12 protein-coding genes are annotated in these 12,990 nt (G+C 54.1%); 4 read left to right on the top strand and 8 right to left on the bottom strand.

Features of this window, described 5'->3' with window-relative positions:
- Window positions 1-154 precede the first annotated feature (154 nt).
- Window positions 155-1,630 carry a glucose-6-phosphate dehydrogenase gene (zwf, locus tag V6942_RS17280; protein ID WP_106927762.1) on the bottom strand — a complete coding sequence of 492 codons (1,476 nt, stop codon included), beginning with the start codon at window positions 1,628-1,630 and terminating at the stop codon, window positions 155-157.
- 398 nt (window positions 1,631-2,028) lie between these two features.
- On the opposite strand from zwf, the gene V6942_RS17275 reads away from it, so the two are divergent.
- Both V6942_RS17275 and pyk read left to right on the top strand, forming a co-directional pair.
- Window positions 2,029-2,898, top strand: a complete 870-nt coding sequence (locus V6942_RS17275) for a MurR/RpiR family transcriptional regulator (protein WP_333501588.1) — start codon at window positions 2,029-2,031, stop codon at window positions 2,896-2,898.
- A 109-nt stretch (window positions 2,899-3,007) separates the two neighbouring features.
- Window positions 3,008-4,450 carry a pyruvate kinase gene (gene pyk / locus V6942_RS17270; RefSeq protein ID WP_106927766.1) on the top strand — a complete coding sequence of 481 codons (1,443 nt, stop codon included), beginning with the start codon at window positions 3,008-3,010 and terminating at the stop codon, window positions 4,448-4,450.
- Window positions 4,451-4,576: 126 nt separating this feature from the next.
- Here pyk and lpxM read toward each other — a convergent pair whose 3' ends face one another.
- The 3 genes from lpxM to znuA form a co-directional block, all read right to left on the bottom strand.
- Window positions 4,577-5,554 (bottom strand): lauroyl-Kdo(2)-lipid IV(A) myristoyltransferase, encoded by a 978-nt coding sequence (gene lpxM / locus V6942_RS17265; RefSeq protein ID WP_106927768.1) that lies wholly within the window; start codon window positions 5,552-5,554, stop codon window positions 4,577-4,579.
- A 131-nt stretch (window positions 5,555-5,685) separates the two neighbouring features.
- Window positions 5,686-7,005, bottom strand: coding sequence for a murein DD-endopeptidase MepM (gene mepM / locus V6942_RS17260; RefSeq protein WP_106927770.1), 1,320 nt, complete (start codon window positions 7,003-7,005; stop codon window positions 5,686-5,688).
- A gap of 12 nt (window positions 7,006-7,017) precedes the next feature.
- Complete coding sequence (gene znuA / locus V6942_RS17255) at window positions 7,018-7,977, bottom strand: zinc ABC transporter substrate-binding protein ZnuA (RefSeq protein ID WP_106927772.1); 960 nt, start codon at window positions 7,975-7,977, stop codon at window positions 7,018-7,020.
- Between the two features lie 77 nt (window positions 7,978-8,054).
- Here znuA and znuC point away from each other — a divergent pair, with 77 nt between their 5' ends.
- The gene (znuC, locus tag V6942_RS17250) at window positions 8,055-8,810 is read left to right on the top strand and encodes a zinc ABC transporter ATP-binding protein ZnuC (RefSeq protein ID WP_106927774.1); all 756 of its coding nucleotides are present in this window, start codon (window positions 8,055-8,057) and stop codon (window positions 8,808-8,810) included.
- The gene (gene znuB, locus V6942_RS17245) at window positions 8,807-9,592 is read left to right on the top strand and encodes a zinc ABC transporter permease subunit ZnuB (RefSeq protein ID WP_182965363.1); all 786 of its coding nucleotides are present in this window, start codon (window positions 8,807-8,809) and stop codon (window positions 9,590-9,592) included. The genes znuC and znuB overlap by 4 nt, the downstream gene beginning before the upstream one ends.
- Window positions 9,593-9,670: 78 nt before the next feature.
- Here the strand turns inward: znuB and ruvB are convergent, their stop codons facing one another.
- From ruvB to V6942_RS17225, 4 genes are all read right to left on the bottom strand, one after another.
- Complete coding sequence (gene ruvB, locus V6942_RS17240; RefSeq protein WP_106927779.1) at window positions 9,671-10,681, bottom strand: Holliday junction branch migration DNA helicase RuvB; 1,011 nt, start codon at window positions 10,679-10,681, stop codon at window positions 9,671-9,673.
- 8 nt (window positions 10,682-10,689) lie between these two features.
- A complete protein-coding gene (gene ruvA / locus V6942_RS17235) occupies window positions 10,690-11,301 on the bottom strand; it encodes a Holliday junction branch migration protein RuvA (protein ID WP_182965364.1) in 612 nt (203 codons plus the stop codon).
- Window positions 11,302-11,403: 102 nt separating this feature from the next.
- The gene (locus tag V6942_RS17230; protein WP_333501556.1) at window positions 11,404-12,066 is read right to left on the bottom strand and encodes a hypothetical protein; all 663 of its coding nucleotides are present in this window, start codon (window positions 12,064-12,066) and stop codon (window positions 11,404-11,406) included.
- A 120-nt stretch (window positions 12,067-12,186) separates the two neighbouring features.
- Window positions 12,187-12,882: a hypothetical protein gene (locus V6942_RS17225; RefSeq protein WP_333501555.1), complete on the bottom strand. Its 696-nt coding sequence runs from the start codon at window positions 12,880-12,882 to the stop codon at window positions 12,187-12,189.
- Window positions 12,883-12,990 lie beyond the last annotated feature (108 nt).

Genomic DNA, 12,990 nt, shown 5'->3' with positions numbered 1-12,990 from the left:
AATAGCGCAGCTCAGAGGCAAAGGTCTGCCCGCAGTGTAATAAAAAAAGCCCCGGGGGTGAATCCTCCCGGGGCTTAAATGCGTAAAAAAAGCACGACTTGCTGTGTTAGATCATGTTACCGGTAAAATAACTCTTCCGGATTACAGCGACGCCTTACTCAAACTCGTTCCAGGAACGGCCGTCGCGGGTGATCATCGCCACAGAGGCAACCGGCCCCCAGGTCCCTGCCTGGTAAGGTTTCGGCGCGTCGTTGTCGCTTGCCCACGCTTCAGTAATGGAGTCAACCCACTTCCAGGCTTCTTCCACTTCGTCGCGGCGTACGAACAGCGCCTGGATACCGCGCATCGTCTCCAGCAGCAGGCGTTCGTAAGCATCGGCAAGGTGCGTTTGGTTAAAGGTTTCCGAGTAGCTCAGATCCAGCTTAGTCACCTGCAGGTTATGCTTGTGCTCAAGCCCCGGCACCTTGTTAAGGATCTGAATATCCACGCCTTCGTCCGGCTGCAGACGAATGGTCAGCTTGTTCTGCGGCAGTTCAGGCCAGGTCTCTTTGAACAGATTCAGTTCAGGGTTTTTGAAGTAAACGACGACTTCAGAGCATTTGGTCGGCAGACGTTTACCGGTACGCAGGTAGAACGGCACGCCCGCCCAGCGCCAGTTGTCGATATCTACGCGGATAGAGACGAAGGTTTCCGTGCTGCTGGACTTGTTCGCGCCCTCTTCTTCGAGGTAGCCCGGCACTTTCTGGCCCTGGGCAAATCCGGCGGTGTACTGACCGCGAACGGTTTTATCACGCACGTTGCTGCGGTCGATACGGCGGAGCGACTTCAGGACTTTCACCTTCTCATCACGAATGCTGTCGGCGGTCAGATCGGACGGCGGCGCCATCGCAATCATGCACAGAATTTGCAGCAGGTGGTTCTGGATCATGTCGCGCATTTGACCGGCCTGGTCGAAGTAACCCCAGCGGCCTTCAATGCCAACTTCCTCGGCGACGGTGATTTCCACGTGATCGATGGTGCGGTTATCCCAGTTATTCACAAACAGGGAGTTAGCAAAGCGCAGCGCCAGCAGGTTCAGTACCGTTTCTTTACCCAGATAGTGGTCAATACGGTAAACCTGGCACTCTTCAAAGTATTCACCGACCTGGTCGTTGATCTCACGTGAAGTTTCCAGTGAGGTACCCAGCGGTTTTTCCATGACCACGCGCGCCGGTTTGGCGTTCAGCTTCGCTTCGCCCAGGCCGCGGCAGATGGCGCCAAACGTGCTTGGCGGCATCGCGAAATAGTTGATGGTGGTGCGATTTTTTTGATCGAGCATCTCGCCAAGACGCGCAAATGCCGGGGCATCATTGACATCGAGGTTGCAGAAATCAAGACGTGCGCTGAGGGTGTCCCACAAACCTTCATCGATTTTTTCTTTCATAAAGGTTTCGAGCGCTTCACGGACAACTTTGGTGTATGCCGCTTTATCCCAGTCGGCGCGGCCTACGCCGATAATCCGCGTCTGCGGATTAATCTGGCCGGCTTTTTCAAGCTGGTACAGGGAAGGCAGCAGTTTCCGGCGGGCAAGATCGCCCTTCGCGCCGAAAATGACCAGATCGCATGCCTGGGCCGTTTGCGTTACCGCCATGTCATTCTCCTCAGTTTATATTCCCGGTTCTATGCCAGGCTATCTCCCCGTTATCGCCCGGGTTTCCCCGGAAAATCACGGATATCGTTGTAATTTTCTTACGGTGCACTGTACTGTGTTTACGAAATTGCCGAAACCCTTTAACGCCTTTCAGCGCCGCCGATCGCACAATTCGGAACCAGCAGGGCAACGACGCTTAGGCAATGCGCCAGTTTTGTTCGTTCTTTCGCCTGAAGGGCGTCGGTTAAAATACGACACCGATCATGTAATGAAAAAAAACAACATCTTTTGCTGTTACTCTTCACTTTTCATTCCGCTTCAAGCGTATATTCTTGCTAAAACGCCTGCAGATTTCACCCATTAATGGAATCGTTTCAATCTATGAGCACCTTGTCACGATGAACATGCTGGAAAGAATCCAGTCCCAGCTGGAAAACCTTAGCAAATCCGAGCGAAAAGTCGCGGAAGTTATTCTGGCGGCCCCCGAACAGGCAATCCACTCAAGCATTGCCGCCCTCGCTCTGGAAGCTGAGGTAAGCGAACCGACCGTTAACCGCTTCTGCCGCAGCCTGGAAACCAAAGGCTTTCCTGATTTTAAACTGCATCTTGCCCAAAGTCTGGCCAACGGTACACCGTATGTTAATCGTAATGTAGATGAGGATGACAGCGTCGAGGCGTATACGGCAAAAATTTTTGAGTCAGCGATGGCCAGCCTCGCCCACGTGCGTCAGTCGCTCGACATGTCGGCGGTGAATCGCGCCGTCGACCTGCTGACTCAGGCAAAGAAAATCGCCTTTTTCGGGCTGGGCTCCTCCGCCGCCGTGGCGCATGACGCCATGAACAAGTTTTTCCGCTTTAACGTGCCGGTTATCTATTCCGATGACATTGTTTTGCAACGAATGAGCTGTATGAATTGCAGCGATGACGACGTTGTGGTGCTGATTTCCCATACCGGCAGGACCAAGAGCCTGGTGGAGGTTGCGCTGGTGGCGCGTGAAAACGATGCTATGGTCATTGCCATAACCTCCTCAGGGACGCCGCTGGCCAGAGAGGCCACACTCGCTATCACGCTGGACGTTCCTGAAGATACCGATATTTATATGCCCATGGTGTCGAGGCTGGCCCAGCTCACCGTCATTGATGTGCTGGCAACCGGCTTTACCCTGCGCCGTGGAGCAAAATTCAGGGATAACTTGAAGCGAGTCAAAGAAGCGTTAAAGGAATCGCGGTTTGATAAAGAACTATCGACACACAGCGATAATCACTAAAAGCGATAAAAAAGCGTCATTTATTTAAGCATTCGGTAACGCATTATTGGCATATTGCCGAATTCCTGTTCACGCAACACCTGAGTTGTACTAGTCAACGGAGTATTACATGTCCAGAAGGCTTCGCAGAACCAAGATCGTCACCACGTTAGGCCCAGCAACCGATCGCGACAACAACCTTGAGAAAGTCATTTCCGCCGGCGCTAACGTCGTCCGTATGAACTTCTCTCACGGTACGCCTGAAGATCATCAGCTACGTGCCGACAAAGTCCGCGAAATTGCAGCAAAACTGGGGCGCCATGTAGCCATCCTTGGCGATCTGCAAGGACCAAAAATTCGCGTATCAACCTTCAAAGAAGGCAAAGTTTTCCTCAACATCGGCGATAAATTCCTGCTCGACGCCAACCTAAGCAAAGGTGAAGGCGATAAAGAGAAAGTGGGCATCGACTACAAAGGTCTGCCTGCCGACGTGGTACCGGGCGATATCCTGCTGCTCGATGATGGCCGCGTACAGCTGAAAGTACTGGAAATCCAGGGCATGAAGGTGTTCACCGAAGTGACCGTGGGCGGCCCGCTTTCCAACAACAAAGGCATCAACAAGTTAGGCGGTGGCCTCTCGGCAGAAGCTCTGACCGACAAAGATAAAGCGGACATCCACACGGCCGCCAAAATTGGCGTTGATTACCTGGCCGTCTCCTTCCCGCGCTGCGGCGAAGACCTGAACTACGCTCGCCGCCTGGCCCGTGAAGCGGGTTGCGATGCGAAAATCGTTGCCAAAGTGGAACGTGCGGAAGCCGTCTGCAGCCAGGACGCGATGGACGACATCATCCTGGCGTCCGACGTGGTGATGGTTGCCCGTGGTGACCTCGGCGTTGAAATCGGCGACCCGGAGCTGGTAGGCATCCAGAAAGCATTGATTCGTCGCGCTCGTCAATTGAACCGTTCCGTGATTACCGCGACCCAGATGATGGAGTCAATGATCACCAACCCAATGCCTACCCGTGCGGAAGTTATGGACGTGGCCAACGCCGTGCTGGACGGTACCGATGCGGTCATGCTGTCAGCAGAAACTGCAGCAGGCCAGTACCCATCTGAAACCGTAGCGGCCATGGCGCGCGTTTGCCTGGGCGCAGAGAAGATCCCCAGCATCAACGTTTCTAAACACCGTCTGGACGTGCAGTTCGACAACGTGGAAGAAGCGATTGCCATGTCAGCAATGTATGCGGCTAACCACCTGAAAGGCGTGACCGCCATCATCACCATGACCGAGTCCGGCCGTACCGCGCTGATGACCTCACGTATCACCTCCGGGCTGCCTATCTTCGCGATGTCCCGCCATGAGCGTACGTTGAACCTGACAGCGCTGTACCGCGGCGTGACGCCAGTCTTCTTCGACAGCGAATGTGACGGCGTTGCGGCGGCACACGACGCGGTAAATCTGCTGCGTGATAAAGGCTATCTGATGTCTGGCGACCTGGTTATCGTGACCCAGGGCGACGTGATGAGCACCGTGGGTTCAACCAACACCACGCGTATTCTGACCGTTGAGTAAGTTATTCTCGCGATAAAAAAACCGGACGATGTCCGGTTTTTTTATCTGCGTAGCCCGGCCAAGCGTAGCGCCGCCGGAAAGGCTCGGTGCCGCCCCGTCGTCGCATTGCTCGGACGGGCTACGGGGCTATTTCTTTTTCTTTGGATAGAGTTCTTTACGCTGATACGGCTCGGTTTCACCCGGCTTGCGCGTTTTCAGCAGCTTCAGGATCCACGTGTACTGCTCAGTATGTGGCCCAACGAAAATCTCCACCTCTTCGTTCATTCGACGCGCAATGGTGTTGTCATCCGCTTCCAGCAGGTCATCCATCGGTGGTCGAACCAGAATGGTCAGACGATGCGTTTTGCCATCATAAACCGGGAACAGCGGCACCACGCGCGCGCGGCACACCTTCATCAGACGGCCAATCGCCGGCAGCGTGGCTTTATAGGTAGCAAAGAAATCCACGAACTCGCTGTGCTCCGGGCCGTGATCCTGGTCCGGCAGATAGTAGCCCCAGTAGCCCTGACGGACGGACTGAATAAACGGCTTGATGCCGTCGTTACGGGCGTGCAGACGACCGCCAAAACGACGACGAACGGTGTTCCAGACGTAGTCGAAGACTTTGTTGCCCTGATTATGGAACATCGCCGCCATTTTTTGCCCCTGCGAGGCCATCACCATTGCCGGGATATCCACACCCCAGCCGTGCGGTACCAGGAAAATGACGTTTTCGCCATTGGCGCGGAGTTCATCGATAATCTCCTGCCCCTGCCAGTCGAGGCGCGGCAGAATTTTCTCAGGCCCTTTCAACGCCAGTTCGGCCATCATGACCATTGCCTGCGGCGCGGTGGCAAACATCTCATCAATAATGGCTTCGCGCTCGGCTTCGCTTTTATCCGGGAAGCAATACAGCAGATTGATCTGAGCACGACGGCGAGCGCTGCGGCCAAATTTACCCGCCAGGCGACCGAGCTTACCCAGAATAGGGTCACGAATTTTTGCCGGTACGTAAGCGATCCCCGCAAATGCCAGCACGCCTAACCAGGCACCCCAGTATTGAGGATGGCGGAAAGATTTCTCAAACTCGGGAATATATTCACTGGTATTTTTTTTCGTTTCCATGCCTGTTCCAGGTTCGAATTATCGGGTCGGTGCGAATAATCAAATAGTGTAGCGAGGCAGAATGCTTCGCACAAAAGAAAAAGCCGACGCCATAGTGACGTCGGCTCTGAACGCATACTTCTTAGTCGAAACTAGTCAAAACGCAGCTGCGGCAGAACCTGTTTCACCTGCGCCAGATAGTCGGTACGGTCTGAGCCGGTCAGCCCTTCGGTACGCGGTAATTTCGCCGTCAGCGGGTTAACCGCCTGTTGGTTAATCCACACTTCATAATGCAGGTGCGGGCCGGTTGAACGACCGGTATTACCGGAAAGCGCAATACGATCGCCGCGTTTGACTTTCTGCCCCGGTTTCACCAGCAGCTTGCGCAGGTGCATATAGCGCGTGGTGTAGGTACGACCGTGACGCAGCGCCACATAGTAGCCGGCTGCACCGCTACGCTTCGCCACCACCACTTCTCCGTCACCGACGGCCAGCACTGGCGTCCCCTGCGGCATCGCAAAGTCAACGCCACGGTGTGGCGCAACGCGGCCGGTCACCGGGTTCAGGCGGCGCGGGTTAAAGTTAGACGACACGCGGAACTGACGCGCGGTCGGGAAGCGCAGGAAGCCTTTCGCCAACCCGGTGCCGCTACGATCGTAGAATTTACCGTCCTCAGCGCGAATAGCGTAATAGTCTTTACCGTCGGAACGCAGACGCACGCCAAGAAGCTGGCTCTGTTCACGCTTGCCGTCGAGCATTTCGCGCGACATCAGCACCGAGAACTGATCGCCTTTTTTCAGCTTACGGAAGTCCATCTGCCACTGCATGGCTTTGATCACCGCGCTCACTTCCGCGCTGGTTAACCCGGCGCTGGTCGCGCTGGAGACAAAGCTGCCGCCGACGGTGCCGTTGATCAAGCTATTAACCCAGTCGCCCTGCTGCATCTCGCTGCTCATTTTGAAACCGTTTGCAACGCGATCGTAGGTGCGGGTTTCACGACGCGACATTTCCCAGGTTAAACGCTGGAGATCGCCATCATCGTTCAAGGTCCAGGAGAGCTGCTGGCCCACCTTCATATTTTTCAGGTCTTTATCAGCCGCAGCAAGCTGGCTGATGTTGCCCATATCAATGCCGTACTGGTTCAGGATGCTGCTTAGGGTATCGCCCGTGGATACCACATATTCATGCACGCCCGTTTCGTTATCGGCTTTGTCGTCCAGTTCATCCTGAGGAATCGCTTCGTCTTCCTGCGCGGATTGGTCAATCGGTTCGCTGGCCTCCGGTAGCAGAGAGCGAATCTCTTTTTTCTCCAGCTCGATGGTGCGAACAACCGGTGAAGAATTGGGGTGGTAAACATACGGCCGCCAAACGGCGACGGCCAGTGTGAGAACGGTGAGTGACCCCAGCATAACGCGGTGGGGTCGCGGCAAATTGTTAAATGCCAGGGCGACAGAGCGGGCTATCTGCTGCACGTATTCACTTCCTTACTTATCTCCTTTCAGGCAGCTCGCATACTGGGTCGCCAGCTGAGTCAGAAATGCTGGATAGCTCTCTTTGCTCAACTGAATGTTCGTGCCTAGAGGATCTAACGTTCCCATGCGAACGTTGGTTCCCCGCGCGACAGATTCAACGACAGCGGGCCTGAATTGTGGCTCAGCAAAAACGCAGGTTGCTTTTTGCTCAACCAACTGTGTTCTTATTTGATGTAAACGCTGCGCACCAGGTTGAATTTCAGGGTTAACGGTGAAGTGCCCAAGCGGCGTCAAACCGTAGTGTTTTTCGAAGTAGCCATAGGCATCATGAAAAACGAAATAGCCCTTTCCTTTTACCGGCGTCAGCTCATTTGCCACCTGCTTATCGACCGTGGCCAGATTAGCCTCAAAATTCTTCAGGTTGGCGTCAAGCCGGGCTCGACTCTGGGGCATAAGGTCCACTAATTTGTCATGGATTGCAACCGCCGAAAGCCGCGCTATCTCTGGGGATAACCACAGGTGCATGTTGTATTCACCATGATGGTGATGTGCGTCACCTTTTTCGCCGTGGGCGTGTTCACCGTCACCCGCTTCAGCAGCATCATGATCGTCATCATCACTCCCTTTCATGAGCAACGGTTTCACACCATCAAGCTGGGCAATGGTGACTTTTTTGCCGTCGGCAATGCTTTGCGTTGACTTGTCCATGAACGCTTCCATCTCTGGACCAATCCACACCACTAAGTCCGCGTTCTGTAAGCGTTTTGCATCAGATGGGCGCAATGAATAATCATGTTCAGACGCACCGTCAGGCAGTAAAACCTGGGTCTCGGTAACGCCATCGGCAATCGCGGAAGCGATAAATCCTAATGGTTTAAGTGAGGCGACAACGGCAGCATCCGCACGCGGTACGGCGGTACCCAAAAGCGCGGCTGATAAGGCTGCGCAAAGAAGCGTATTTTTCTGTAACATAATGCGTCTGATAATCGAAATGAATAAGTGATGTGTGATATTATAACATTCACTATCTTGTGCAACCCCTAATTGCTATGACGAATCTTGTATCGCTGCAAAATGTCTCCGTCAGCTTCGGCCAGCGCCGGGTGCTCTCCGACATCTCACTGAATCTCAAGCCAGGGCGCATTCTGACGCTGCTTGGCCCGAACGGCGCGGGTAAGTCGACGCTGGTGCGCGTGGTGTTGGGCCTCGTGCCGCCCAGCGAAGGCGTGGTCGTGCGTGAAAAACAGCTGCGCGTAGGCTACGTACCGCAAAAGGTCCACCTTGACGCGACATTACCGCTTACCGTCAAGCGTTTTTTACGCTTGCACCCGGCAACGCGCAAAGAAGATATTCTGCCCGCGCTGATGCGCGTACAGGCCGGGCACCTGCAGGATGCACCGATGCAGAAGCTCTCCGGTGGTGAAACCCAGCGCGTTCTGCTGGCGCGTGCGCTGTTAAACAAGCCTCAGCTGCTGGTGCTGGATGAACCCACCCAGGGCGTTGACGTCAACGGCCAGGTGGCGCTATACGATCTGATTAATCAGCTTCGCCAGGAGCTTAACTGCGCGGTGCTGATGGTGTCGCACGATCTGCATCTGGTAATGGCGAAAACCGACGATGTGCTGTGTCTCAATCATCATATTTGCTGCTCCGGCACGCCGGACGTGGTCTCCATGCATCCGGAATTTATCTCCATGTTTGGCCCGCGCGGCGCCGAACAGCTGGGGATTTACCGTCATCAGCATAACCACCGCCATGATTTACAGGGCCGTATCGTTCTTCGTCGGGGAAATGGGCAGTCATGATTGAAATTTTACTTCCCGGCTGGCTGGCCGGAATGATGCTGGCATGCGCGGCGGGCCCTCTGGGCTCGTTTGTCGTCTGGCGCCGGATGTCCTACTTTGGCGATACCCTCGCCCATGCCTCGCTGCTGGGAGTGGCGTTCGGCCTGCTGCTGGACGTTAACCCTTTCTATGCGGTCATCGCCGTCACGCTGCTGCTGGCCGGTGGTCTGGTGTGGCTAGAGAAGCGCCCTCACCTCGCGGTGGATACGCTTCTCGGCATTATGGCGCACAGCGCGCTGTCGCTCGGCCTGGTGGTCGTCAGCCTGATGTCGAATATCCGCGTCGACCTGATGGCCTACCTGTTCGGCGATCTGCTAGCGGTTACGCCGCAGGATCTGATCTCGATTGCGCTCGGCGTCATCGTGGTGCTGGGTATTTTGTTCTGGCAGTGGCGCAACCTGCTGTCGATGACCATCAGCCCGGATTTAGCGTTTGTCGACGGCGTGAAGCTCCAGCGGGTTAAACTACTGCTGATGCTGGTGACGGCGCTGACCATCGGCGTGGCGATGAAGTTTGTCGGCGCGTTGATTATTACGTCACTGCTGATTATCCCCGCGGCGACGGCGCGACGTTTTGCGCGTACGCCGGAACAAATGGCGGGTATTGCCGTCGTGGTAGGGATGATTGCGGTAACGGGTGGGCTGACCTTCTCGGCGTTTTACGATACGCCGGCCGGGCCTTCCGTCGTGCTGTGCGCGGCGCTGCTGTTTATCCTGAGCATGACCCGCAAAGCGGCCGCCTGATTTGCTCTGTGGCGCTTCGCCGACCGGGCCTACAGAATGGTAGGCCTGATAAGCGAAGCGCCATCAGGTGTTGCATTGCTAAGGCATTTCCGGCGGCGTGATGCCAAAGTGGCTCCACGCGCGCGTCGTTGCGATGCGCCCACGCGGGGTACGCTGCAAAAAACCCTGCTGAATCAGATACGGCTCCAGCACGTCCTCAATGGTTTCGCGCTCTTCACCGATTGCCGCCGCCAGGTTGTCCAACCCAACCGGCCCACCAAAGAACTTATCAATCACCGCCAGCAGCAGCTTGCGGTCCATATAGTCAAAGCCTTCGGCGTCGACGTTCAGCATATCCAGCGCCTGCGCGGCGATGTCGGCCGAGATAGTGCCGTCATGCTTGACTTCAGCGTAGTCGCGCACGCGCCGGAGCAGGCGGTTAGCGATACGCGGCGTACCGCGCGCGCGACGGGCAACCTCCAGAGCACCTTCGTCGCTCATTTCCAGCCCCATATGGCGGGCGCTACGCCCGACGATGTGCTGCAAATCAGGCACCTGGTAGAACTCCAGACGCTGGACGATACCGAAACGATCGCGCAGCGGTGAGGTCAGCGAACCCGCGCGAGTGGTAGCACCAATCAAGGTGAACGGTGGCAGATCGATTTTAATTGAGCGCGCAGCCGGGCCCTCGCCAATCATGATATCCAGCTGGTAGTCTTCCATTGCCGGATAGAGCACTTCTTCCACAACCGGCGACAGGCGGTGAATCTCGTCGATAAACAGCACATCGTGCGGTTCAAGGTTGGTGAGCATTGCCGCCAGGTCGCCTGCTTTCTCCAACACCGGGCCAGAGGTGGTGCGCAGGTTAACGCCCATTTCATTGGCAACAATGTTTGCCAGCGTCGTTTTCCCAAGGCCCGGCGGGCCGAAGATCAGCAGATGATCCAGCGCGTCGCCGCGCAGCTTCGCCGCCTGGATGAAGATTTCCATCTGCGAACGCACCTGCGGCTGGCCGATATACTCTTCCAGTAATTTTGGCCGAATCGCACGGTCTGCCACATCTTCTGGCAACGTGCTTTCAGCGGAAATCAGACGGTCTGCTTCAATCATCCTTTACCTCATAGCGCCGCGCGGAGCGCTTCGCGGATCAATGTTTCACTGCTGGCGTCCGGACGGGTGATTTTGCTCACCATCCGACTGGCTTCCTGAGGTTTATAGCCCAGCGCCACCAGCGCGGCAACCGCTTCCTGCTCGGCGTCGTCGCTCTCCGGCCCCGCAGGAGACGTCAGCACCAGATCGGCGGCAGGGGTAAACAGATCGCCATGCAGCCCTTTGAAGCGGTCTTTCATTTCGACAATCAGGCGCTCGGCGGTTTTCTTGCCAATCCCCGGCAGCTTGACCAGCGCGCCAAGCTCTTCACGTTCCACCGCGTTGACAAACTGCTGCGCCGACATGCCCGACAGGATGGCCAGCGCCAGCTTCGGGCCGACGCCGTTGGTTTTAATCAACTCTTTAAACAGGGTCCGCTCCTGTTTATTGTTAAAACCGTACAGCAGTTGGGCATCTTCGCGCACCACAAAGTGGGTGAAGACGATCGCCTCCTGCCCGGCCTCCGGCAGCTCGTAAAAACAGGTCATCGGCATATGCACTTCATAGCCGACGCCGCCGGTCTCCAGAAGGACCAACGGGGGTTGTTTTTCGAGAATGATGCCTCTGAGTCTGCCTATCACATGACGCTCCTGCGTTAAGGGCTGAAAAGGTAATGCACTATCATAAAAAAAGACTGGATAGATATCCAGATGAAAAACGTCTTTAGCGATTTGCCAGGCGCTTTATCGCCTACGGGTACCGTTGCTGGCACGAACAAAATATACCGTATAATGATTATCGACTTTCTTTCGCCCCACCCGGATAACCTCCTGCCCGCGCGTCGTATGGCAAATTCGATAGCCTTTACCGATAAACCGCAGCGCCTCTTCCCGCTCCTGCGTTTCCAGTAACAAGTGATGACGGCGATCAATAATACGCCAGGTCTCCAGCATCGGCAGGCGGGGATGCAGTTTATGGTGGACAAAGCGCGTCAGACTCATAAAAGCGGCGATTGACCAGATAGCGATTAAATAAGGTACAAAGCTGGCATTGAAAAAGAGATGATGACAGAGTTTGGCTACGCTTGGATCGTTCTGGACAAATTGTACGCACATCGCCCTTGCTGGCGGGTTTAGTTCTCTGTCGGTATGAAAAACGTAAGATTGCTCTCCTTGCCGCCAGGTCGTGTCGTACGAATAGAGGCCCGCACACGTATCTCGCGCTAAATGACAATCACCGCTCATCTTGCGCTCAGCGGTGCTAACGTAATGAACGGCGGAAACGAGTCCGCTATCGCGAACGCTGTTATGATAATAGCCATAATCGGTGAACAACACATAGCCACTGAAAATGATCGGTACTATCCACAATCTATGTTTCATGGCCATTAGTTTACGCATATTCACCAGCAATCCCCTAACCATTTATGCTGATTAATCAGAAGCAAATATTATTACAACAATACCGGTATAACCTGACATATTGAATAATAACGTTACGGACAACTCGGTTTAAGCTTGCTGAATTCAATTGCATACCGCCATGTTATTATGCTCAACATGCGTTAAACGACCATGACATAGAAAATATTGTGAAAACTCGCCGTTCATTCCATCAAAATTTACAGCAGGAACACCTTCTGGGTAGCTGTAATAAATATTCACATAATTTTCACTACTAAAAATCGTCTGTCGTTTCGCCGTCAAGCCATAACCTTGTGCCGCAATATACTGGAAACAGTGACCATTTGCGCCACAACTTACTCCATCATTAACAATATAAATATCAGCAGTGTTAAACTGTTGTTTTATCCGCTCCTGCCGGATTACCCCCCAAATACAGAGCAAAAATAACGCTACGCTCATCATCAGCCAGCCTGATTTATTTACCGCCGTTGTGGACCAGCATGCGATAAACCATGCGACCTGCACACACAAAACTAAGGTTTTATTTCCTGTAGCCAGGGGCCATTGATTAAAGATAAAAGTGATAACAATCGAGACAAACACCACCAGCATTCTGACACTTCGCGCCTTGATAGGAATAAATAAAAAGAACAGCGAAATAGTGCCTGGCTTCAATAAAAAAACGATTGCATTAGCCTCTGTTATATCAACAACCAGACAATAACATAAGCTCAGAAAAAAATGCATGCTGATACAAATACATACATAAGGCGGATAGAATAACTTTCGTCTTCCCTGCGACTGTTTACCTTCCATTCCCCTTCCTTCTGATAAAATTAAGCGCTCTTTTTTTAATGCCGTAAAAAACACATTAATAGCCCAAATAACAATAGATAACAGCATTCATCAAGATGATTTATCAAT

The sequence above is a fragment of the Kluyvera genomosp. 2 genome, from assembly GCF_036759865.1.
GTDB lineage: Bacteria > Pseudomonadota > Gammaproteobacteria > Enterobacterales > Enterobacteriaceae > Kluyvera > Kluyvera ascorbata_B.
This window is presented reverse-complemented; position numbering and strand designations above follow the sequence as displayed.

Excerpts from the sequence above, each read along its gene's own strand:
- zwf (WP_106927762.1), bottom strand. The coding sequence starts at position 1,630 with ATGGCGGTAACGCAAACGGCCCAGGCATGCGATCTGGTCATTTTCGGC.
- V6942_RS17275 (WP_333501588.1), top strand. The coding sequence starts at position 2,029 with ATGAACATGCTGGAAAGAATCCAGTCCCAGCTGGAAAACCTTAGCAAA.
- pyk (WP_106927766.1), top strand. The coding sequence starts at position 3,008 with ATGTCCAGAAGGCTTCGCAGAACCAAGATCGTCACCACGTTAGGCCCA.
- lpxM (WP_106927768.1), bottom strand. The coding sequence starts at position 5,554 with ATGGAAACGAAAAAAAATACCAGTGAATATATTCCCGAGTTTGAGAAA.
- znuA (WP_106927772.1), bottom strand. The coding sequence starts at position 7,977 with ATGTTACAGAAAAATACGCTTCTTTGCGCAGCCTTATCAGCCGCGCTT.
- znuC (WP_106927774.1), top strand. The coding sequence starts at position 8,055 with ATGACGAATCTTGTATCGCTGCAAAATGTCTCCGTCAGCTTCGGCCAG.
- znuB (WP_182965363.1), top strand. The coding sequence starts at position 8,807 with ATGATTGAAATTTTACTTCCCGGCTGGCTGGCCGGAATGATGCTGGCA.
- ruvB (WP_106927779.1), bottom strand. The coding sequence starts at position 10,681 with ATGATTGAAGCAGACCGTCTGATTTCCGCTGAAAGCACGTTGCCAGAA.
- V6942_RS17225 (WP_333501555.1), bottom strand. The coding sequence starts at position 12,882 with ATGGAAGGTAAACAGTCGCAGGGAAGACGAAAGTTATTCTATCCGCCT.